This is a genomic window from Nioella sp. MMSF_3534 (assembly GCF_030732985.1).
GTDB lineage: Bacteria > Pseudomonadota > Alphaproteobacteria > Rhodobacterales > Rhodobacteraceae > Nioella.
Window position 1 is genome coordinate 113,137 of the sequence record NZ_JASHJX010000002.1, and the last position, 20,382, is coordinate 133,518.

General features: G+C 60.4%; 16 protein-coding genes. 10 read left to right on the forward strand and 6 right to left on the reverse strand.

Translation table 11 applies throughout. The annotated features are described in order from the left end of the window. Positions 1-95: 95 nt before the first annotated feature. The gene (mutS, locus tag RBB16_RS01435; protein WP_306044429.1) at positions 96-2,735 is read right to left on the reverse strand and encodes a DNA mismatch repair protein MutS; all 2,640 of its coding nucleotides are present in this window, start codon (positions 2,733-2,735) and stop codon (positions 96-98) included. A 132-nt stretch (positions 2,736-2,867) separates the two neighbouring features. Between mutS and RBB16_RS01440 the strand changes: the two genes are divergently transcribed. After that, a complete protein-coding gene (locus tag RBB16_RS01440) occupies positions 2,868-5,129 on the forward strand; it encodes an NADP-dependent malic enzyme (RefSeq protein ID WP_306044430.1) in 2,262 nt (753 codons plus the stop codon). 60 nt (positions 5,130-5,189) lie between these two features. Here RBB16_RS01440 and dnaJ read toward each other — a convergent pair whose 3' ends face one another. Together dnaJ and dnaK are read right to left on the reverse strand one after the other, a co-directional pair. Then, positions 5,190-6,338 carry a molecular chaperone DnaJ gene (gene dnaJ / locus RBB16_RS01445; RefSeq protein WP_306044431.1) on the reverse strand — a complete coding sequence of 383 codons (1,149 nt, stop codon included), beginning with the start codon at positions 6,336-6,338 and terminating at the stop codon, positions 5,190-5,192. A gap of 79 nt (positions 6,339-6,417) precedes the next feature. Then, positions 6,418-8,331, reverse strand: coding sequence for a molecular chaperone DnaK (gene dnaK / locus RBB16_RS01450; protein WP_306044432.1), 1,914 nt, complete (start codon positions 8,329-8,331; stop codon positions 6,418-6,420). 213 nt (positions 8,332-8,544) lie between these two features. On the opposite strand from dnaK, the gene RBB16_RS01455 reads away from it, so the two are divergent. After that, complete coding sequence (locus RBB16_RS01455; RefSeq protein WP_306044433.1) at positions 8,545-9,147, forward strand: alpha-ketoglutarate-dependent dioxygenase AlkB; 603 nt, start codon at positions 8,545-8,547, stop codon at positions 9,145-9,147. Here RBB16_RS01455 and RBB16_RS01460 read toward each other — a convergent pair. Together RBB16_RS01460 and RBB16_RS01465 are read right to left on the reverse strand one after the other, a co-directional pair. Further along, complete coding sequence (locus RBB16_RS01460) at positions 9,144-9,764, reverse strand: SH3 domain-containing protein (RefSeq protein ID WP_306044434.1); 621 nt, start codon at positions 9,762-9,764, stop codon at positions 9,144-9,146. The genes RBB16_RS01455 and RBB16_RS01460 overlap by 4 nt on opposite strands. Then, positions 9,761-10,585: an ABC transporter permease gene (locus RBB16_RS01465; RefSeq protein WP_127561240.1), complete on the reverse strand. Its 825-nt coding sequence runs from the start codon at positions 10,583-10,585 to the stop codon at positions 9,761-9,763. The genes RBB16_RS01460 and RBB16_RS01465 overlap by 4 nt, the downstream gene beginning before the upstream one ends. A 133-nt stretch (positions 10,586-10,718) precedes the next feature. Between RBB16_RS01465 and cysQ the strand changes: the two genes are divergently transcribed. The 8 genes from cysQ to RBB16_RS01505 all read left to right on the forward strand — a co-directional run bounded on the left by cysQ (position 10,719) and on the right by RBB16_RS01505 (position 19,910). Then, the gene (gene cysQ, locus RBB16_RS01470; RefSeq protein WP_306044436.1) at positions 10,719-11,516 is read left to right on the forward strand and encodes a 3'(2'),5'-bisphosphate nucleotidase CysQ; all 798 of its coding nucleotides are present in this window, start codon (positions 10,719-10,721) and stop codon (positions 11,514-11,516) included. Then, entirely contained in the window at positions 11,517-12,317 is an 801-nt protein-coding gene (locus tag RBB16_RS01475; RefSeq protein WP_306044437.1) for a 3-deoxy-manno-octulosonate cytidylyltransferase, read from the forward strand. It abuts the gene before it with no gap. After that, positions 12,314-13,558: a glycosyltransferase family 2 protein gene (locus RBB16_RS01480; RefSeq protein WP_306044438.1), complete on the forward strand. Its 1,245-nt coding sequence runs from the start codon at positions 12,314-12,316 to the stop codon at positions 13,556-13,558. The genes RBB16_RS01475 and RBB16_RS01480 overlap by 4 nt, the downstream gene beginning before the upstream one ends. A gap of 93 nt (positions 13,559-13,651) precedes the next feature. Next, on the forward strand, positions 13,652-14,542 hold the full coding sequence (gene galU, locus RBB16_RS01485) for a UTP--glucose-1-phosphate uridylyltransferase GalU (protein ID WP_306044439.1): 891 nt from the start codon (positions 13,652-13,654) through the stop codon (positions 14,540-14,542). 75 nt (positions 14,543-14,617) lie between these two features. Next, on the forward strand, positions 14,618-15,772 hold the full coding sequence (locus RBB16_RS01490; protein WP_306044476.1) for a glycosyltransferase family 1 protein: 1,155 nt from the start codon (positions 14,618-14,620) through the stop codon (positions 15,770-15,772). Continuing rightward, positions 15,769-16,779: a glycosyltransferase family 2 protein gene (locus RBB16_RS01495; RefSeq protein WP_306044440.1), complete on the forward strand. Its 1,011-nt coding sequence runs from the start codon at positions 15,769-15,771 to the stop codon at positions 16,777-16,779. The genes RBB16_RS01490 and RBB16_RS01495 overlap by 4 nt, the downstream gene beginning before the upstream one ends. Then, entirely contained in the window at positions 16,776-18,476 is a 1,701-nt protein-coding gene (locus tag RBB16_RS01500) for a beta-1,6-N-acetylglucosaminyltransferase (protein WP_306044441.1), read from the forward strand. Before RBB16_RS01495 ends, RBB16_RS01500 begins: the two co-directional genes overlap by 4 nt. A gap of 3 nt (positions 18,477-18,479) precedes the next feature. Next, positions 18,480-19,910 carry a nodulation protein NodH gene (locus tag RBB16_RS01505; RefSeq protein ID WP_306044443.1) on the forward strand — a complete coding sequence of 477 codons (1,431 nt, stop codon included), beginning with the start codon at positions 18,480-18,482 and terminating at the stop codon, positions 19,908-19,910. On the opposite strand, the gene RBB16_RS01510 is transcribed toward RBB16_RS01505, so the two are convergent. Continuing rightward, complete coding sequence (locus RBB16_RS01510; protein ID WP_306044444.1) at positions 19,907-20,371, reverse strand: PTS sugar transporter subunit IIA; 465 nt, start codon at positions 20,369-20,371, stop codon at positions 19,907-19,909. The genes RBB16_RS01505 and RBB16_RS01510 overlap by 4 nt on opposite strands. Between the last annotated feature and the right edge of the window lie 11 nt (positions 20,372-20,382).

The window sequence follows — 20,382 nt, forward strand, 5'->3', positions numbered from 1 at the left end:
GGAGAGGGAGCGCAGCGGGGGCCAGCCCCCGCACCCCCGAGGTATTTGGGCCAAGATGAAAGGGCGCGGACAATTTTAGACGAATTGTGCGCGTCTTAGTCTGTTTCAAGTGCCTTCAGCTCGTATATCAGGTCGAGCGCATCCTTGGGTGTCAGCATGTCCGGGTGAATGTCTTTCAACCGGTCCGTGATCGGTGAAGGTTTCACAGGTTGCGGGGCCGGGGCGGGAGTGGCCGAGAAGAGCGGCAGGTCGTCGATCAGCGCCTTCTGACGTTCGCCGCCTTCCCGTTCGCCTTTTTCCAGAGCATCCAGCACATCGTGGGCACGCGCCACGACCGATGCGGGCAAGCCTGCCAGTTTTGCCACTTGCACACCGTAGCTGCGGTCGGCGGCACCGGGGCGTACCTCGTGCAGGAAAATCACGTCGCCTTCCCATTCGCGGACGGCGACGGTGGCGTTCTTGACGCCTTCCATCCGGTCGGCAAGGCTGGTCATCTCGTGGTAATGGGTGGCGAAAAGGGCACGGCAGCGATTGACCTCGTGCAGGTGTTCCAAGGTGGCCCATGCGATGGAAAGACCGTCATAGGTGGCGGTGCCGCGGCCGATTTCATCGAGGATGACCAGCGCACGGTCATCGGCCTGGTTGAGGATCGCGGCGGTTTCGACCATCTCGACCATGAAGGTCGATCGTCCCCGCGCCAGATCGTCGGAGGCCCCGACACGGCTGAACACTTGACTGACAAGGCCGATCTTCGCGGACCTTGCCGGGACGAAACTGCCCATCTGGGCGAGGATCGCAATCAGCGCGTTCTGGCGCAGGTAGGTCGATTTACCGGCCATGTTGGGGCCGGTCAGCAGGGTCAATGATGCGGCATTGCCCTCGGCGGTCAGATCGCAGTCATTGGCAATGAAGGGCTCACCGTCCTTCTGCAACGCGTGTTCCACGACAGGGTGGCGGCCGGACTCGACGATGAAATCCCGGCTGTTGTCCATCTGGGGGCGGACCCAGTTTTCGGACCGGGCGAGATGCGCGAGTGCTGCGGTCAGATCAACCTCGGACAGGGCCGCTGCCGCGGCTCCGATTTCCTCGTTTCGGGTCAATATCGCCTGTTTCAGAGACTGAAACAAAGCTTTCTCGATCTCCAATGCCCGGTTGCCTGCGTTCAGGATCCTTGTTTCGATCTCGGACAGTTCCACTGTCGTGAACCGCACCTGATTGGCCGTGGTCTGTCGGTGAATGAAGGTTTCGGACAGGGGTGGCGACAGCATCTTCTGCGCATGGGTCGCGGTGGTTTCGATGAAATACCCCAGAACGTTGTTGTGCTTGATCTTCAGCGACTGGATGCCGGTCTGCTTGGCATAGTCGGCCTGCATCTTCCCGATGATGCCGCGCCCCTCGTCTCTTAGCTGCCGCGTTTCGTCCAGGTCGTTGTCGTAGCCCGGCGCTATGAACCCACCGTCGCGTGCAAGAAGGGGCGGATCCGCAATCAAAGCTGAATCGAGCTGATCCATCAGATCCTCATGCCCGGATAGCGCGCCCACGGCACGGGCAAGACCTTCGGGCAGGTCTCGGTCTTTCAGAGTTTGGTGAAGCTGGGCCGCCTCGGCCAGGCCGTTTCTGATGGCGGCCAGGTCTCGCGGACCGCCACGGTCGAGCCCGATGCGTGACAAGGCGCGGTCCATATCGGGCACCTTGCGAAGCGTTTCACGCAGGGTATCGCAAAGGCGCGAGTCCTCCACACATGTCTCCACGGTCTCCAACCGCTCGGCAATTACGGGGATCTGCGTCGAGGGGCTGGACAGGCGGTGTTCCAGCAAGCGCGCGCCGCCCGCGGTCAGGGTCTTGTCGATGGTGGCGAGAAGCGACCCGGAGCGTCCGCCATTCATGGAGGCTGTCAGTTCCAGATTGCGCCGGGTGGCCGCGTCGATCTGCATCATCCGCTGCGCCAAGGTTCGTGACGGCGGTCTGAGAAGCGGCAGTTTGCCTTTCTGCGTAATCTCCAGATAGTCGACAATGGCACCCATCGCAGCCAGGTCGGGGCGGGAAAACGCACCGAAGGATTCAAGCGATTGCACCTGAAACAGAGACTGAATCCGCCGTTCTGCCGCCCCGCTGTCAAAGCTGGAGGGTGACAGCGGGGTGACGGGAATCTCTGCCTCTTCGATCACTGACAGAACGTCGTCCCTGACACTATCCGCAACCAGAATTTCCCGAGGGGACAGCCTGGCAAGTTCCGGGGCAAGCCGCACCAGCGGGCAGGGCATCACGTGAAACGCACCCGTAGAGATATCGGTCCAGGCCAGCGCGGCCTCTCCCCTGATGTCTGCATAGGCGGCGAGGTAATTGTGGTGCCGTGCCTCCAGCAGCGTGTCTTCGGTCAGGGTGCCAGGCGTGACCAGACGAACCACCGCCCTGTGAACCACCGCTTTCGATCCGCGCTTCTTCGCCTCTGCCGGATCTTCCATCTGTTCGCAGACCGCAACGCGAAACCCCTTGCGGATCAGCGTCAGGAAATAGCCCTCGGCGGAATGCACCGGGACGCCGCACATGGGAATGTCTTCGCCCAGATGTTTGCCGCGTTTCGTCAGCGCGATATCCAGCGCCTCGGCTGCCGCGACGGCATCGTCAAAAAACATCTCGTAAAAGTCGCCCATCCTGTAAAACAGCAGCGCGTCGCGGTGTTGCGCCTTGATCTCTAGGAATTGCGCCATCATCGGCGTCACTTGTGCGGTCATCGACATCCCCTTGCCTGCGCCGCCACAGTACAAATTGCGCGGGCCGGGTAAAAGGCCGCAAAACTGCTTGGTTGTGACGTAGGGGCAATCGCTCTAAGACAATCTGGCTGGAAAAACGGAGACCGAGCGAAAATGTCGAACAAGACGAAAGTCACACGCGAAGAGGCGCTGGCCTATCACCTGGAACCGCGTCCGGGGAAGATCGACATTCAGGCCTCGACCGCGATGACCACGCAGCGCGATCTGAGCCTTGCCTATTCACCCGGTGTCGCCGTCCCGTGCGAGGCCATCGCCGAGAACCCGGAACTGGCCTATGACTACACCACCAAGGGCAACATGGTGGCGGTGATTTCCAACGGCACGGCGGTGCTGGGTCTGGGGAACCTCGGCGCGCTGGCGTCCAAGCCGGTGATGGAAGGCAAGGCGGTGCTGTTCAAGCGCTTTGCCGACGTCAATTCCATTGATATCGAGCTGGACACCGAGGACCCGGACGAATTCATCAAGGCAGTGCGCCTGATGGGGCCGAGTTTCGGCGGGATCAATCTTGAAGACATCAAGGCGCCGGAATGCTTCATCATTGAACAGACGCTCAAGGAACAGATGGACATTCCCGTCTTCCATGACGACCAGCACGGAACCGCGGTGATTTGTGCGGCGGGTCTGATCAACGCGCTGCATCTCTCGAACAAGAAGATCGAGGATGTGAAGATCGTGCTGAATGGCGCGGGTGCTGCCGGAATTGCCTGTCTTGAACTGCTCAAAGCCATGGGCGCGCGGCATGAAAATTGCATCATGTGCGACACCAAGGGTGTGATCTACCAGGGCCGCACCGAGGGCATGAACCAGTGGAAATCGGCCCATGCGGTGAAGACCGAGGCGCGCACGCTGGAAGATGCCATGAAGGGCTGCGACGTGTTCCTTGGCGTGTCGGCCAAGGGCGCGGTGACGCAGGACATGGTGCTATCCATGGCGGACAATCCGGTGATCTTCGCCATGGCGAATCCCGATCCCGAGATTACCCCGGAAGAAGCGCATGAGGTGCGGGTGGATGCCATCGTGGCCACCGGGCGCAGCGACTACCCCAACCAGGTGAACAACGTTCTGGGCTTTCCCTATCTCTTCCGTGGGGCGCTGGACATTCACGCGCGTGCCATCAATGACGAAATGAAGATCGCCTGTGCCGAGGCGCTGGCTGAGTTGGCTCGTGAAGATGTGCCGGATGAGGTCGCCATGGCCTATGGGCGCAAGCTGTCCTTCGGGCGCGACTACATCATCCCGACGCCGTTCGATCCGCGCCTGATCTACACGATCCCGCCCGCCGTAGCGAAGGCCGGGATGGAAACCGGCGTGGCGCGGCGGCCGATCATCGACCTTGATGCCTATGCACAGACCCTGAATGCGCGGATGGACCCGACGGCCTCGATCCTGCGCGGGATCAACGCGCGCGCCCGCGCGGCGCAGGCCCGCATGATCTTTGCGGAAGGCGATGATGTGCGCGTCCTGCGCGCGGCGGTGGCCTATCAGCGCAACGGCATGGGCAAGGCCATTGTCGTTGGTCGCGATGCGGATGTGAAACAGAAGCTGGAAAGCGTGGGTCTTGCCGATGCGGTGCGCGAATTGCAGATCGTGAACGCGGCGAACACGCCTCATCTCGATACCTACAAATCCTTCCTCTACGACCGGCTGCAGCGCAAGGGCTTTGACCGCACCGATATTCACCGGCTGGCCGCCCGTGATCGTCATGTGTTTTCGTCGCTGATGCTGGCCCATGGTCATGGTGATGGGCTGGTGACCGGGGCCACCCGCAAATCGGCGCATGTGCTGGGACTGATCGGGCATGTCTTCGATGCGCGGGCGCAGGATGGGGCTGTTGGGGTCACGGTTTTGATGAACAAGGGCAAGATCGTTCTGATCGGCGATACGTTGGTCCATGAATGGCCCGAGGCCGAGGATCTGGCCCTGATCGCGCAGCGCGGTGCAACCGTGGCGCGTGGACTGGGGATTGAGCCGCGTGTGGCCTTCGTCAGCTTCTCGACCTACGGTTATCCGGTATCGGAACGGGCCGAGAAGATGCACCTTGCGCCAGAGGTTCTGGACAAGTGGGACGTGGATTTCGAATATGATGGCGAGATGACCGTCGACGTCGCCCTGAACCGCGAAGTCATGGCGCAGTATCCGTTCACCCGCCTGTCCGGTCCCGCGAATGTGCTGGTGGTGCCGGCGCGGCATTCGGCGTCGATCTCGGTCAAGCTGATGCAGGAAATGGCTGGCGCGACCGTGATCGGTCCGATCCTGACGGGGCTGGAACATCCTGTGCAGATCTGCTCGACGGGGTCTACCTCGAACGACATCCTGAACATGGCCGCGATGGCCGCCAGCCGCATTGGCCACTGAATGGAAAAGGCCCGCGAGATTGACTCTCGCGGGCCTGTTTCGTCTCTAAACCGGGCGATTTCAGCTCGTCATCCCGTCCCAGAAATTCTTGACCTTGTCGAAGAAGCCGGTGGCATTCGGGTTGTTCGACTTGGCGCAGGACTCCTCGAACTGGCGCAACAGCTCTTTCTGTTCGCTGGTCAGTTTCACCGGGGTTTCCACCGCCAGCTCGATATACATATCGCCCTGACCGGTGCCGCGTAGGGCGGGCATGCCCTTGGACCGCAGGCGCATCTGACGCCCGGATTGAGACCCTTCCGGCACCTTCACGCGGCTGCGGCCACCGTCGATCGTGGGCACCTCGACCTCGCCCCCCAAAGCGGCCTTGGTCATCGACACCGGCACCCGGCAGAACAGATCCAGCCCGTCGCGCTGGAAGATCGCGTGATCCTGCACTTCGATGAAGATATAGAGATCACCCGGAGGCCCGCCGCGCAGCCCGGCCTCTCCCTCGCCCGAAAGGCGAATGCGGGTGCCTGTTTCGACACCGGCGGGGATGTTGACCGACAGGGCCTTCTCCTTCTCGGTCCGGCCCGATCCACCGCAGACACGGCAGGGGTTTTTCACGATCTGACCCGCGCCCGAACAGGTGGGACAGGTGCGTTCAACGGTGAAGAAGCCCTGCTGAGCGCGCACCTTGCCCATGCCGGAACAGGTGGGGCAGGTCTGGGGCTCGGCCCCGCCTTCCGCGCCGCTGCCGTTGCATTCACCGCAAGACACAGAGGTCGGGACGGTGATCGCCTTTTGCAGGCCCGCATAGGCCTCTTCCAGCGAAATTCGCAGGTTATAGCGCAGGTCGGATCCGCGCGTGGCCCTGTTGCGGGCACCACCGCGCTGACCTCCCATGAAATCGCCGAACAGGTCTTCGAACACATCGGAAAAGGCACTGGCGAAATCGCCCTGGCCCCGGCCACCGCCCGCGCGCGGGCCGCCGCCCATGCCGCCGTCGAATGCCGCGTGACCATAGCGGTCATAGGCGGCCTTCTTGTCGGCGTCCTTCAGCACTTCGTAGGCTTCGTTGACTTCCTTGAACTGAGCCTCGGCATCCGGATTGTCCGCGTTGCGGTCCGGGTGCAGTTCCTTGGCCTTCTTGCGGTAGGCCTTTTTCAGTTCGTCCGCCGAGGCCCCCTTGGAGGCCCCGAGAACCTCGTAATAGTCGCGTTTTGCCATTTGGATTGCTGCCTTCCTCAAACGCGCAGACCGGCCAAGGGGTGTCCTCAGCCGGTCGCACGTGGGTCAGTTCACGCGATCACGACCGACGGTCGTTGTCGAGATCCTCGAAATCCGCGTCCACGATGTCGTCATCGACGCCGCCGGGTTCGTCCACACCGTCAGGCGCGTCTTCGCCAGCTTCCTCGGCCTGGGCCTTGTAGATGGCTTCACCCAGCTTCATCGCGGCTTCGGTGACGTTCTGGATGCCGCCCTTGATCTTGGCCGCGTCTTCGGAGTCCAGCGTTTCTTCCAGCGCCTTGATCGCCAGTTCGATGGCTTCGATGGTGGTCGGATCGACCTTGTCGCCATGTTCTTCCATCGACTTCTGGGTCGAGTGGATCAGGCTTTCGGCCTGGTTCTTCGCTTCGACCAGTTCCTTGCGGCTCTTGTCGGCCTCGGCGTTTTCTTCGGCTTCGCGCACCATGCGTTCGATATCGTCATCGGACAGGCCACCGGATGCCTGGATGGTGATCTGCTGTTCCTTGCCGGTGCCCTTGTCCTTGGCACCCACGGACACGATGCCGTTGGCGTCGATGTCGAAGGTCACTTCGATCTGGGGCATGCCGCGCGGAGCGGGCGGGATGTTTTCAAGGTTGAACTGGCCCAGCATCTTGTTGTCGGCCGCCATTTCCCGTTCACCCTGGAACACGCGAATGGTCACGGCGTTCTGGTTGTCTTCCGCGGTCGAGAAGATCTGCGACTTCTTGGTCGGGATCGTCGTGTTGCGGTCGATCAGGCGGGTGAAAACACCACCGAGCGTTTCGATGCCAAGCGACAGGGGCGTCACGTCCAGCAGAACCACGTCCTTGACGTCGCCTTGAAGAACACCGGCCTGAATGGCGGCACCCAGGGCCACGACTTCGTCGGGGTTCACACCCTTGTGCGGTTCCTTGCCGAAGAAGCTCGACACTTCCGAGATCACCTTGGGCATGCGGGTCATGCCGCCGACCAGGACGATCTCGTCGATCTCGCCCTTGGACAGGCCAGCATCCTTCAGCGCGGCCTGACAGGGCTTGAGCGACGCCTTGATCAGATCACCCACCAGCGATTCCAGCTTGGCGCGGGTCAGCTTCATGACCATATGCAGCGGCGTGCCGTCCTTGCCCATCGAGATGAAGGGCTGGTTGATTTCGGTCTGGGTGGCGGAGCTGAGTTCGATCTTGGCTTTCTCGGCGGCCTCTTTCAGACGCTGCAGGGCCATCTTGTCCTTGGTCAGGTCGACGCCGTGTTCCTTTTTGAACTCGTCCGCCAAGTAGTTGACAATGCGCATGTCAAAGTCTTCACCGCCAAGGAAGGTGTCGCCGTTGGTGGATTTCACTTCGAAGAGGCCGTCGTCAATCTCCAGAATGGTGATGTCGAAGGTACCGCCACCAAGGTCATAGACCGCGATGGTTTTGCTGTCCTTCTTGTCCAGACCATAGGCCAGCGCGGCGGCGGTCGGTTCGTTGATGATGCGCAGCACTTCGAGGCCGGCGATCTTGCCGGCGTCCTTGGTGGCCTGACGCTGGGCGTCGTTGAAATAGGCGGGCACGGTAATGACGGCTTGCGTCACTTCCTCGCCAAGATAGCTTTCGGCGGTTTCCTTCATCTTGCCCAGGATCAGCGCGGACACCTGGCTGGGGCTGTACTTCTCGCCCTTCACCTCGACCCAGGCGTCGCCATTGCCACCGTCCACGATGGCATAGGGCACCAGTTTCTTGTCCTTCTCGACCGCGGGGTCGCCCACGCGGCGGCCGATCAGTCGCTTTACGGCGAAGATGGTGTTGTCAGGGTTGGTGACGGCCTGCCGCTTTGCGGCCTGACCCACCAGCTTTTCGTCATCGGTGTAGCCGACGATCGAAGGGGTGGTGCGTGCGCCTTCCGAGTTCTCGATAACGCGGGGCTGCGATCCGTCCATGATGGCAACACAGGAGTTCGTGGTGCCGAGGTCGATACCAATCACTTTGGCCATGTCTTTGTCATTCCTTCTTCAAGGCGATGTTGCAGGGGGCGGGTCCGATTGCGGCCCCCGGCCCCTTATCCCAATTTGGCCGGAGAGTGCCCCGACCGAGCTTCGCAGGGTATATAAGTGGGGGTTCCGGCCGCTGCAAGCGTGGCAAAGCGTTGAAATGGACGGAATCCGACTCAGGTTCCATCCGTGGAAGAGATTGAGAGAGGTGCGCCCATGAACAAGCTGCAGATTCAGGGCTTCGACATCTATCCCGACCACCTGTCGCCCGATGCGCAGGTGCAGATGGTCGCGGATATCCGCAAGGTTGTTCAAGCGGCGCCGCTGTTTCACCCCGTAACGCCTCGCGGGCAGCAGATGTCGGTGCGCATGACGTCTGCGGGCCGGTTCGGCTGGGTCAGTGACAGGCGGGGCTACCGTTATGAGGCGACGCATCCGAACGGGATGGAGTGGCCCGCGATTCCGAGCAGCATTCTGGCCGTCTGGCAGGATCTGTCGGGGACCGATCGGACGCCGGATTGCTGTCTGATCAACTTCTATGGCGAAGGCGCCCGCATGGGGCTGCATCAGGACAAGGACGAACAGGATTTCAGCCAGCCGGTTTTGTCCATCTCACTCGGGGATGAGGCCCTGTTTCGGATGGGCAATGTCGAACGTGGCGGAGCGACCAGATCCGTCTGGCTGCGGTCCGGTGATGTGGTGGTGATGGGTGGCGAGGCGCGGCTACGCCATCACGGGATCGACCGCATCAAGTTTGGCTCCTCCCCGCTGTTGCCGAACGGGGGGAGGATCAACCTGACCTTGCGCGTGGTCGATTAGCGCGACAGGGAACAGCAGCCTTCCAGCAGCTCGGACCCCTGGGGGCTCGTGCGCAGGAAATGGGCGATGATGCCGTAGTCCCGGTCGCTCATGCCATCTGAACAGATGCCGCGGCGGATGAAGGCCGTCATCCTGGAATTGCCGCTGTCCAGAACCATGCCGAACGCCTGCGGTCCCCTGGCAGAGGCGGTTCCGCTCCATAATTCTGCGAAGGGTTCCGGGGCGGCCATCGTCACGCTGTTGAAGTTGCCGCCACCGATCAGGCGCTCAAAGCTCCAGAACGGTTCCGTCCCATGGCAATAGAGCGGTGCGGGAAGGCCTGCGTTCCAGTCCGGCCCCATGCGGCTGAGAAACCGCATCGAGGACCAGCCGGATGTTTCCCCGATGATGACGCGGCCCCAACGGCGATCTTCAGTCGTGCCCACAACCTCCACATGGGTCTGGTTCGGGGCGAAAGACCCGATGATCTGATGGTTTACGCCGGGACCGGACCGCACGTTCAGCACGTCTGTCGCAGCCACACCGGTGACACGGTAAAGCGCGGGGTAATCATGTACCTGGGCTGCCACTGCATGGCCAAGAATAACAAGGAATAGGGTCAAAAGAAGTTTTTTCATCGTCCTGCCGTCCAGCTCGCGGAAACCCGTTTCCGGGTATAGAAATCGCCCATGAGCCCCAGCATCACGAGGGCGATGGTGAAATAGATCGGGTAGTGCCAATTGGTGTGATGCGGGAAGTAATTATTGAAGGCAAAGCCGCGCGCCTGGTCGATCAGGTGGAACAGCGGGTTCCACGTGAACCAGGGCAGCATCATGGCCGGCAATGCGTTTGCAACGAACATCTTGCCGGACGCGATCATGTTTGCACGGGTATAAACGCTTTGCAGGATCCCGATCAGATCAGGGAACCAGGGCTTTAGGTTCATGAAGATCAGCCCGACCGCGCAGCCGGATGCCCATGACAGCAGATACATGAAGATCACGCCCGACCAGTCATGAATGACCAGCCCGTCAAAGATCGTGTGAATCCCCAACAGGATCACGCAGAGCGACAGCGTCTGGATATACAGTGCGGACAGGGCCGACGACACGATGGCCACGATCGTATTCATCGGCGCGTGCAGCATCATGGCCGAGGTCGGACCCTCTGCCCCCATGACGGCACCAAGGGCCTTGATATGGGTCAGATAGAGGAAAATGCCGGTCACGAGGTAGATCAGGAAATCCCCCCGGATCATCATGCTACGCGTGCCCAGAACCGTGAACATGAAGTAGAAGGCCACGACGAACAGGATCGCCTGAAGCATGCTCATGAGCAGGGCCATGATGGCATTGCCGTGCGATTGCCGGACCTTTCGAACCGTGGAGGTATATGTCAGCTCAGCCAGACTCAGCAGAATGGCGAAGGTCGATTTGCGTCTGGAATGACCGAACTGCATGCGTGTACCGAAATGTTATCTGCCCGAACGTCTGGCCCCCGTCTTTGTCGCAGGGATACCTTGCTCAATTCTTGTTAGGCGACGATAACGGCAAAAAGTGGTTTTTTCAATGAAACTCCCAAGGAGGAACGGGATGGATTTCCCCAGTATCGAGAAAGTCTTCCGCACCCTGGCCCTGCAGGCTGGTGATCGAATCATGGAGATTTACAATGCCGATGATTTCGAGGTGAAGGCAAAGTCGGACGAAAGCCCGGTGACCGAGGCTGATGAGGCCGCCGATGCCCTGATTTCGGCAGGGATCAGATCGGCTTTCCCGGACATGGTTCTTGTGACCGAGGAACAGGCAGCCAGCCACGAGCAATCCGCCAGCAGTTTCATCATCGTCGATCCGCTGGACGGCACCAAGGAATTCATCAAGCGCCGGGGCGATTTCACGGTGAACATCGCCCTTGTGCAGGACGGCGTGCCGATCCGAGGAGTCGTTTATGCGCCTGCCAAGGGGCGGTTGTTCTACACCGAGGCTGATGGTCGATCCGTCGAGGAAACCGGGCCGTTCGACATTGATAACAAGGGCAACGTTGCCGCGATTTCAGTCTCTAAACCGGATAATTCGGCTCTTCTGGTCGTCGCAAGCAAGTCGCACCGGGATGCCGCGACCGATGCCTATATCGGCAAGTACAATGTCGAAGACATGAAGAGCGCGGGGTCATCCCTCAAGTTCTGTCTGGTCGCAACGGGCGAGGCCGATCTCTACCCGCGTCTTGGCCGGACGATGGAATGGGACACGGCAGCGGGTGACGCGGTTCTGCGTGGTGCGGGTGGGCATGTGATCCGGTTCGACGATCACACCCCGTTCACCTACGGTAAACCGGGATATGAGAACCCGTTCTTCATCGCCCATGCTCCGGGCGTCGATCTCAAGGCTGGCTGAATGACCACTGTTTGCATCATCCCCGCTCGCTATGCGTCGACACGTTATCCCGGCAAGCCGCTGGCAGAGCTGAAGGGCGCCACCGGCATGTCCCGCAGTCTGATCGAACGCAGCTGGATGGCTGCGCAAGAAGTTGATGGCGTGGATGCGGTCTATGTGGCGACGGACGATGATCGAATCCGCACGGCGGCAGAGGCGTTCGGGGCCGAGGTGCTGATGACATCGGACAGCTGCCGAAACGGCACAGAACGCTGTGCCGAAGCGCTGGGCATGCTGGGCGATGACGTAGACATGGTGGTGAACCTTCAAGGGGATGCACCGCTGACGCCCGCCTGGTTTCTGGAGGATCTGATCAGCGGACTGAAAGCCGCCCCCGATGCGGCCCTTGCTACCCCGGTTCTGTGCTGTGACGGGGAAACCCATTCGGCGCTTATGGCCGACCGGCATGCAGGGCGCGTTGGCGGCACAACGGCGGTCTTCGACGCCAATCGTCATGCGCTCTATTTCTCGAAAGAGGTCATCCCCTACACGGGCCGTATCTATCAGCGCGATGAGCCGACTCCGGTGTTCCACCATGTCGGTGTCTATGCCTATCGGCCCGATGCCTTGTCGGCCTACTCGACCTGGCCGGTTGGCGCGCTGGAAACACTGGAAGGGCTGGAACAGCTTCGGTTCCTTGAAAACGGTCACAACGTTCTGTGTGTCGAGGTGGAGGCGCGAGGCCGCAAGTTCTGGGAGCTGAACAACCCGGAAGACGTGCCGAGAATAGAGACCATGCTGGCTGAGATGGGGGCGCCTTGACAGACTGCCCGCCCGTCAGCGTCATTGTCGTCAGTCACGGGCGCCCCGCCTTGCTGCGCAGGGCTTTGATCGGGATCGGGCAGCTATTCTATCGTCCCTTCGAGCTGGTCGTCGTGGCCGATGCCGCGGGTCTTGAAGCCATTGCCGATCTGCCCTTTGGCGACCGAGTCAAGACAGCGTTGCAGGACACCCCCAATATCTCTGCTGCACGCAACGCCGGGCTGGCACTGTCTTGCGGCCAGATCGTGGCATTCATCGACGATGATGCGGTGCCAGAGCCTACATGGCTGACTCATCTCGTTTCCCCTTTGTTAGACACTGATATTGCCGCCGCGACAGGCACTGTTCTGGGGCGGAACGGCATCAGCGTTCAGTGGGCCAATCGTGTCGTTGACCAGCTTGGAAAAGCGTTCCCTGCGCCCCCGGGTCCATTGCCGGAAGGTCGCGCTGTCAAGCTGGAAGGCACCAATATGGCGATCCGCCGGAAGGTGGCCGTTGCGCTAGGGGGGTTCGACGAAGGATTCGCGTTCTACCTTGATGAAACCGATCTTGCCTATCGTCTGATGCGCGCCGGTCACCGGGTCGTTCATGCGCCGTCCGCCACTGTTCACCATGGATACGCCGCCAGTGAACGCCGCACCGGGGACCGTGTACCGCTCAGCCTGTTCGAAATTGGCCAAAGCAGCATGCACTATCTGCAGAAGCATGCCACCGGAGACGAGGTGGCAGAAGGCCTTGCCTCGATCAGGGCGGAACAATCCGAACGGGTCGAACGACTGGTGAACTCCGGTGCATTGACCGAGCAGGCCGGGGACAAGCTGCTTGACGGGTTCGAAGCCGGGCTGGACGCAGGCAGAACGCTGTCCGTGTCTTCATTTGAAGCGAGTGGAACCAGCCCCGCCTTTCGGCCGCTTCTGTCCGCGCCCGCCCCGGACCCGGCTTTGCTGACGGGACGGTGGTTTTCGCGCCGGCGCATGCAGGTGCAGGCGCACTCGCTTGCGCAGGATGGCAGGTCGGTCACGTTGATGATCTTCGATCATACCATGCGGGCGCATCGGGTGGTCTTCACCCCTCAAGGCTACTGGCTGCAAAGCGGCGGTTTGTTCGGAAGATCGTCAAGAAATCAGCGGCTTTTCATGATCTGGTCACTTGGTAGGCGCATAAGGTCCGAAATCGAAAGGCTGAAAAAAATTCGCTGGATTTCCGATGCCCCTGAATGCAATACCGACGAGGTGTCATAAAGAGAGCGTTCAAAGGAACGAAGTTTGCCGCGATTGGCCCGTATTTTGGGATCTGACGGCAGACAAGTAGGTTCCAACCTGTTGGAGACGAAGATGAAGAAAGTAACCAAAGCGATTTTTCCGGTGGCAGGACTAGGCACGCGTTTCCTGCCAGCGACCAAATCCATTCCGAAAGAGATCATGACGCTCGTCGACCGCCCGTTGATCCAGTATGCGATCGATGAAGCACGGGCAGCGGGCATTAAGGAGTTCATCTTTGTCACATCCCGCGGGAAAAGCGCGCTTGAGGACTATTTCGACATCGCGCCCGAGCTGGAAAGCACCTTGCGCAAGAAGGGCAAGACCGAGCTTTTGAAGACGCTGAAGTCCACCAACATGGATTCCGGCCAGATTGCCTATATCCGCCAGAACAAGGCCATGGGCCTGGGCCACGCCGTGTGGTGCGCGCGGCGCTTGCTGGGGAACGAGCCGTTCGCGGTCATTCTGCCAGATGACGTGATCGCCGCGGAAAAGCCCTGTCTGCAACAGATGATCGAGGCGCATGAGGAAACCGGTGGCAACATGGTCGCCGCGATGGAGGTTCCGCCCGAGATGACTTCGTCCTACGGGGTGCTCGACATTCGCGACGACATGGGATCGGTCGTATCGGTCAAGGGCATGGTCGAAAAGCCGGACATTCAGGATGCCCCGTCGAATCTGGCGGTTATCGGTCGGTATATCCTGACGCCGGACATCATGCGCAACCTGAACCGTGCAAAATCGGGCGCAGGCGGAGAGATTCAGCTGACCGACGCGATTGCCGAAGAGATCAAGGCATCGGACAACGTTTATGGCTTCCGTTTCCGTGGTCAGCGCTATGATTGCGGGTCCAAGGCAGGATTCTTGCAGGCGACGGTTGCCTTCGGTCTGGCACGTGACGATCTGCGCGACGAGTTCTCTCATTTCCTCGACCAGATGTCGGCAACGAAGAACGCAGCCCAGTAACCTATGATCGGGCCTGCCCTGTGTCTTGACCTGACGCGGCTGTTGTCCCGCGTCGGGCGAGGTCAGTTGACGGGCGTGGATCGCGTCGAGCGCGCTTATGCGGATTGGGTTCTGAGGACGGATCCAGACCCACGGTTTCTGGTCCGCAGCTCTCGCGGTTATATCCTGTTCGGGGCAGCGGGTGCGCAGGCGTTTCTGAACGCGCTTGACGGCAACGTGGATTGGCCACCGCCTGATCTGCTGTCACGTCTGACCGGAAAGTCGGATCTTCCGCGACATCGGGCCGAGGCTCTGCTGCGTCGCCACGCCATTGCCCGTTGCCTGCACGCCAACCTGTTTCGACTGTTGTCCCAACACCTGCGGGAAGACACGACCTATCTGAATGTCGGTCACAGCAACCTGTCCGTGGACTGTCTACGGGCCTTTCGGGCAAACCCGGATGTGCAGGTCGCCGTGCTGCTGCACGATGCCATTCCTCTGGATCATCCGGAATTCTCTCGTCCCGAGATACCGGGGCACTTTCGCAAGATGCTGACGGCCAGCCAGGATCATGCAAATCTGATCATCTGCAACTCGGAGGACACAAGCCGACAACTTGCGCGGCATATGAGCGTTGACATGGCCTTCGTCACGGCTCATCTCGGCCTGCCCGATCGCGTGGAGAAAGAGCCGTTATCGCCCGGTTTAGACCCTGACACTCCCAGATTTGTGTGCCTTGGCACCATTGAGCCCCGCAAGAACCACCAGCTGTTGCTGGATGTCTGGTCGATGTTGCCCGAAGCCGGTCGCCCGCATCTGCATTTCGTTGGTCAGAGGGGATGGGCATCGGAAGAGTTCTTTCAACGGCTCGACACCCACCCGCTGCGTGGAACCGCGGTATTTGAACACAACGACCAGAGCGATGGTCAGGTGCGCACCCTGTTGGAGGGCTCGCATGGGCTGCTGTTTCCGACGCTGGCAGAGGGTTTCGGCTATCCCCCGCTGGAGGCCGCGCGGCTTGGTGTGTTGCCCATCTGCTCGGACCTTCCGGTGTTGCGTGAAACCGTTAACGATTGCGCCGTTTACCTTGACCCTCAGGACGCGTATTCTTGGTTGGAAACGATTAAGAAACGATCGGGGGATAGACTGGCGGACGAGGTGCTGCCAGCGGCCAAGCTTCCGACGTGGCAGGCACATTTCGACACGGTTACTGAGGCCCTTCAAAAGGCCCGGGCAGGGGACATGGTATGAAGGTGGTTCAGCGCTACAAGCTGCGCCTTGAACGTAAGCGGTTTTTGATCCGTGCCTGGCGCAAGGCGCGGGATCTTCTGCTTGTGGCAGACCGCACTGACCAGATCCGCCCCAACGATGTTCTGTGCTTCGTCACCCTGCGAAACGAGCGAATCCGCTTGCCCTATTTCCTGCGCTACTATCGTGACAGGGGCGTGTCGCATTTCGTCTTTGTGGACAACGACAGTACCGATGGCACGCGCGAATACCTCGCCGGGCAGGGCGATTGTTCGGTCTGGACGACGCCCGCCAGCTACAAACGCTCCCGCTTCGGGATGGATTGGCTGAATGCACTTTTGCGGGAATATGGTCATGGCCACTGGTGTGTCGTCGTCGACCCGGATGAATTCCTTGTCTACCCGTTCTGCGATACGCGCCCCATTCCGGCGCTGACAGACTGGCTGGAAAGCAGTTCAATCAAGTCGTTCGGGGCCATGCTGCTGGATATGTATCCCAAGGGCCCGATCACGACGCAGCCTTATAGCGAGGGACAGAACCCGTTCGACATTGCCTGCTGGTTCGACAGCGGCAATTACATGATCAAGCGCAACTGGGATTTCGGGAACCTCTGGATTCAGGGCGGCCCACGGGCGCGCCTGTTCTTCCCGGACAATCCCGAACGCGCCCCGGCGCTGAACAAGATCCCGCTGGTGAAATGGGACAAGAACTATGCCTTTGCCAGCTCTACCCACATGTTGCTGCCGCGCGGGCTGAATCTGGTGTTCGATGAGTGGGGCGGCGAAAAGGCGTCGGGCGTGCTGATGCATGCCAAGTTCCTCGACACCTTCACCACCAAGGCGCGGGAAGAGCTGCAACGCAAACAGCATTACGCCAACAGTCACGAATACAAGGCCTATGCCGCCGGTTTGCAGGAAGACCCCAACCTTTGGTGTAAATGGTCTGAACGCTTCATCAACTGGCGGCAACTGGAAATCCTCGGTCTCATGTCCAAGGGGAACTGGGCATGAGTGTCGGGTTCGTCATGCTCTGCCATACGGCGCTGCATCGCGCGGCGCAGGTGGCGCGGCATTGGGCCGAACGGGATTGCCCTGTTGTGATCCACGTGGATCAGCGCGTGTCGAAAGAGGCGTATTCGGGTCTGAAATCCGATCTGTCTGACCTGCCGAATGTCAAATTCTGCGGGCGGCACAAATGCGAATGGGGAACATGGTCTCTCGTCGCCGCATCGCAGACCGCATCCGAGATGATGCTGGCCGAATTCCCCAATGTCAGACACGTTTTCCTGTCCAGCGGATCCTGCCTGCCCTTGCGCCCTGTGGAGGAGCTCAAGGCCTATCTGGCGGCCCGTCCACGCACGGATTTCATCGAGAGCGTGACCACGGAAGACGTGGAATGGACCGTTGACGGGCTGCATGCGGAACGGTTCCAGCTGCGCTTTCCCTTTTCATGGAAACGTCACCGCAGGCTGTTTGACGGCTATGTGGAGCTGCAGCGCAAGGTGGGTTTCAAGCGGACCATGCCCGATGATCTGGTGCCGCATCTGGGCAGCCAATGGTGGTGCCTGACCCGTCAGACCCTGTCGGCCATCCTGCAAGACCCGTCACGCAAGGCCTATGACCGGTTCTTCAAACTGGTCTGGATTCCTGACGAAAGCTATTATCAGACACTGGTTCGCAAGTACTCGACCCATATCGAAAGCCGGTCGCTGACGCTCTCGAAATTCGATTTTCAGGGCAAACCCCATGTCTTCTACGACGACCACCTGCATCTGCTGCGGCGGTCGGATTGCTTCGTCGCGCGCAAGATCTGGCATAAGGCGGATCGGCTCTATGAAACCTTTCTGACCGATCAGGATCGCGGCACCGTCATGGCCGAACCGGCACCGGGCAAGATCGACCGCGTTTTTTCCAAGGCACTTGAACGGCGAACGCGGGGGCGGGCGGGCATGTATATGCACAGCCGGTTCCCGAACCCTGACTGGGAAAATGGAAAGACCAGCGCGCCCTATTCGGTCTTCCAGGGCTTCAACGACCTTTTCGAGAATTTCGAACCGTGGCTGGCCCGCCGTCTTGGCACGCGGGTGCATGGCAATCTGTTCGACCCCGTGCGCGTGCGGTTCTCGGGCGATGCGGATGTCTATGCTGGCTGCCTGTCCTCGGCCGCCGCCATTCGCGACTATGACCCTGAGCATTTCCTGACCAGCCTGATCTGGAACACGCGGGGCGAACGTCAGGTGTTTCAGTTCAGTCCGCGCGACGAACAGCGAATCGGGGCGTTCCTCGCCTCTGACGGGAATGCGCAGATCTCGGTTGTGACAGGGGCCTGGGCGGTGCCGCTGTTCAACTCGAACCAGGATTTCCACACGATCCGAAAGACGGCGGCCCTGCTGCAAAAGCAGGAGATCGACTTCGTCAACATTCTGCGCCGGGTGCAGACACGGGCAGAGGTGAAGATCTGGTCCCTTGCGGAGTTCGTCGAAGAACCGATGGAAAATCTGCAATCAATCCTCGATGCCATCGGTGGCCCGTCCTCCGGTGCGCGCATAACCGAGGCGCCGCGCATGGTCGATCTGTCGGGATTTGGTCAGTTTCTGCAAAATCTGAAGAACCAGGGGATGAACCCGCATGTCACGGGCGACTTCCCCGTTAACCAGCCCGGAATGCAACCCAGGTCGGGCGGGTCCCGGCCCTATCTTGTCAGGTAACCCATGTCCGACCGTTTCGATGCCTTCGTGATCTTTGCCGAAATGCGGACGGGCTCGAACTACCTCGAGGCGACGCTGAACGATCTGCCCGATCTGAATTGTCTGGGCGAGGTCTATAACCCGACCTTCATGGGCCATCACAATACGTTCGAGATGCATGGCATCGACATGAACCGGCGCGAGGAAAAGCCGCTCGACCTGTTGGATGCCATCCTTGGGAATGCGGGCGACGCGTTGCCGGGCTTTCGGTTCTTCCACGACCATGATCCGCGCGTGCTGGACCGTATCCTGCCCGATCCGCGCATCGCAAAGGTGATCCTGACCCGCAATCCGCTGGAAAGCTATGTCAGCCGCCGGATCGCGACCGAGACCGGGCAATGGCGGCTGACCGATATGAAGCACCAGAAAAGCGCCAAGGTGGAATTTCGGCTGTGGGAGTTCGAGACCATGCTGGAAGACCTGCAATCGTTCCAGATCCGGCTGCAACGCGGGCTGCAAACCACCGGACAGGCGGCGTTCTACATTCGCTATGAGGACATCAACGATGTGGAGGTCGTGAACGGCTTGGCGCGCTTCCTGGGGTCGAGCCATGCGTTGGAGGCCACGAATTCGAAGCTGAAAAAGCAAAACCCGAGCGATCTGAGCCAGAAAGTGGAAAACTACGACCACATGGTCCGGTCGCTGGCCAGGCTGGACCGGTTCGACCTGAGCAGAACGCCCAATTTCGAACCCGCACGCCATGCGGCTGTACCGGGTTTCGTCCTGATGCCGGAAACAGGGTTGATGTTCATGCCGATCCGGGGCGCGGCGGTGGACCCTGTCAAGGACTGGATGGCAGGGCTGGAGGGTATCGGCGCGGACAAGCTGCTGACCGGGTTGAAGCAGAAGGACATCCGCCAATGGATGCGTAAACATCCGGGCCACCGCAGCTTTACCGTCCTGCGTCACCCGCTGGAACGCGCCTATCACGTGTTCAACAGCTGCATTCTGCCCGCCGACAGGCCCGCCTATGCGAATATCCGGCGGGTGCTGAAGAACCGCTACAACCTGCCGATCCCCAAGGACGGGCTGATCCCCGGCTACTATGCCGACCAGCACAAGGAGGCGTTCATCGCCTTTCTGAATTTCCTGAAAGGGAACCTCGCCGGGCAGACCAGCCTGAAAGTGGAACAGATCTTCGCGTCACAGACCGCGCTGATTCAGGGCATGGCGAATTTCGCGCTACCCGACCGCATCTTGCGGGAGGAGGAGCTGATCGAAGACCTGCCGAAGCTGGCTAAAACGCAAGGACGCGATGGCGCAGAGTTCGACATGGCCCTGCCAGAGGAGCCTTTCCCGTTGGCAGAGATCAACGACAGTGAGATCGAGTCGCTGATCTTTGACATCTATCGCAAGGATTTCCTGAATTTCGGCTTCCAGACCTGGGAGCCTTAGGCCGCCTGTGTCGCGCGTGCCTCGGTCAGCAAGGTATGCAGCGTCGCCGCGTCTGAATTGGCCCGCAGCTTTTCACACAGGACCGGGTCGCGCAGGGTGCGAGAGACAAGCGCCAGTGCCTTGAGGTGTTCGGTTCCCGATTCCTCGGGTGCAAACAGGGCAAAGATCAGGTCAACCGGCTGGCGGTCCACGGCGTCGAAATCCACAGGTCGATCCAGCTTGATGAAAGCGCCCTGTACCCCGGTCAGGCCGGACAGGCGCGCATGCGGCAGGGCAACACCCTTGCCGAAGCCGGTGGGCCCAAGGCTTTCGCGTTCCAGCAGGGCCGACGTGATGTCCGTCGTCGACAACCCCGTCAGTGGCGCGGCGACATCGGCCACGGCCTGAATCAGCCGCTTCTTACTGGTGACATCAGCGATGATACGAACCGCTGTCGGGCTCAATAGTGACGCAAGATCCATGAAACTGTCCC

Excerpts from the sequence above, each read along its gene's own strand:
- mutS (WP_306044429.1), bottom strand. The coding sequence starts at position 2,735 with ATGACCGCACAAGTGACGCCGATGATGGCGCAATTCCTAGAGATCAAG.
- RBB16_RS01440 (WP_306044430.1), top strand. The coding sequence starts at position 2,868 with ATGTCGAACAAGACGAAAGTCACACGCGAAGAGGCGCTGGCCTATCAC.
- dnaJ (WP_306044431.1), bottom strand. The coding sequence starts at position 6,338 with ATGGCAAAACGCGACTATTACGAGGTTCTCGGGGCCTCCAAGGGGGCC.
- dnaK (WP_306044432.1), bottom strand. The coding sequence starts at position 8,331 with ATGGCCAAAGTGATTGGTATCGACCTCGGCACCACGAACTCCTGTGTT.
- RBB16_RS01455 (WP_306044433.1), top strand. The coding sequence starts at position 8,545 with ATGAACAAGCTGCAGATTCAGGGCTTCGACATCTATCCCGACCACCTG.
- RBB16_RS01460 (WP_306044434.1), bottom strand. The coding sequence starts at position 9,764 with ATGAAAAAACTTCTTTTGACCCTATTCCTTGTTATTCTTGGCCATGCA.
- RBB16_RS01465 (WP_127561240.1), bottom strand. The coding sequence starts at position 10,585 with ATGCAGTTCGGTCATTCCAGACGCAAATCGACCTTCGCCATTCTGCTG.
- cysQ (WP_306044436.1), top strand. The coding sequence starts at position 10,719 with ATGGATTTCCCCAGTATCGAGAAAGTCTTCCGCACCCTGGCCCTGCAG.
- RBB16_RS01475 (WP_306044437.1), top strand. The coding sequence starts at position 11,517 with ATGACCACTGTTTGCATCATCCCCGCTCGCTATGCGTCGACACGTTAT.
- galU (WP_306044439.1), top strand. The coding sequence starts at position 13,652 with ATGAAGAAAGTAACCAAAGCGATTTTTCCGGTGGCAGGACTAGGCACG.
- RBB16_RS01495 (WP_306044440.1), top strand. The coding sequence starts at position 15,769 with ATGAAGGTGGTTCAGCGCTACAAGCTGCGCCTTGAACGTAAGCGGTTT.
- RBB16_RS01500 (WP_306044441.1), top strand. The coding sequence starts at position 16,776 with ATGAGTGTCGGGTTCGTCATGCTCTGCCATACGGCGCTGCATCGCGCG.
- RBB16_RS01505 (WP_306044443.1), top strand. The coding sequence starts at position 18,480 with ATGTCCGACCGTTTCGATGCCTTCGTGATCTTTGCCGAAATGCGGACG.
- RBB16_RS01510 (WP_306044444.1), bottom strand. The coding sequence starts at position 20,371 with ATGGATCTTGCGTCACTATTGAGCCCGACAGCGGTTCGTATCATCGCT.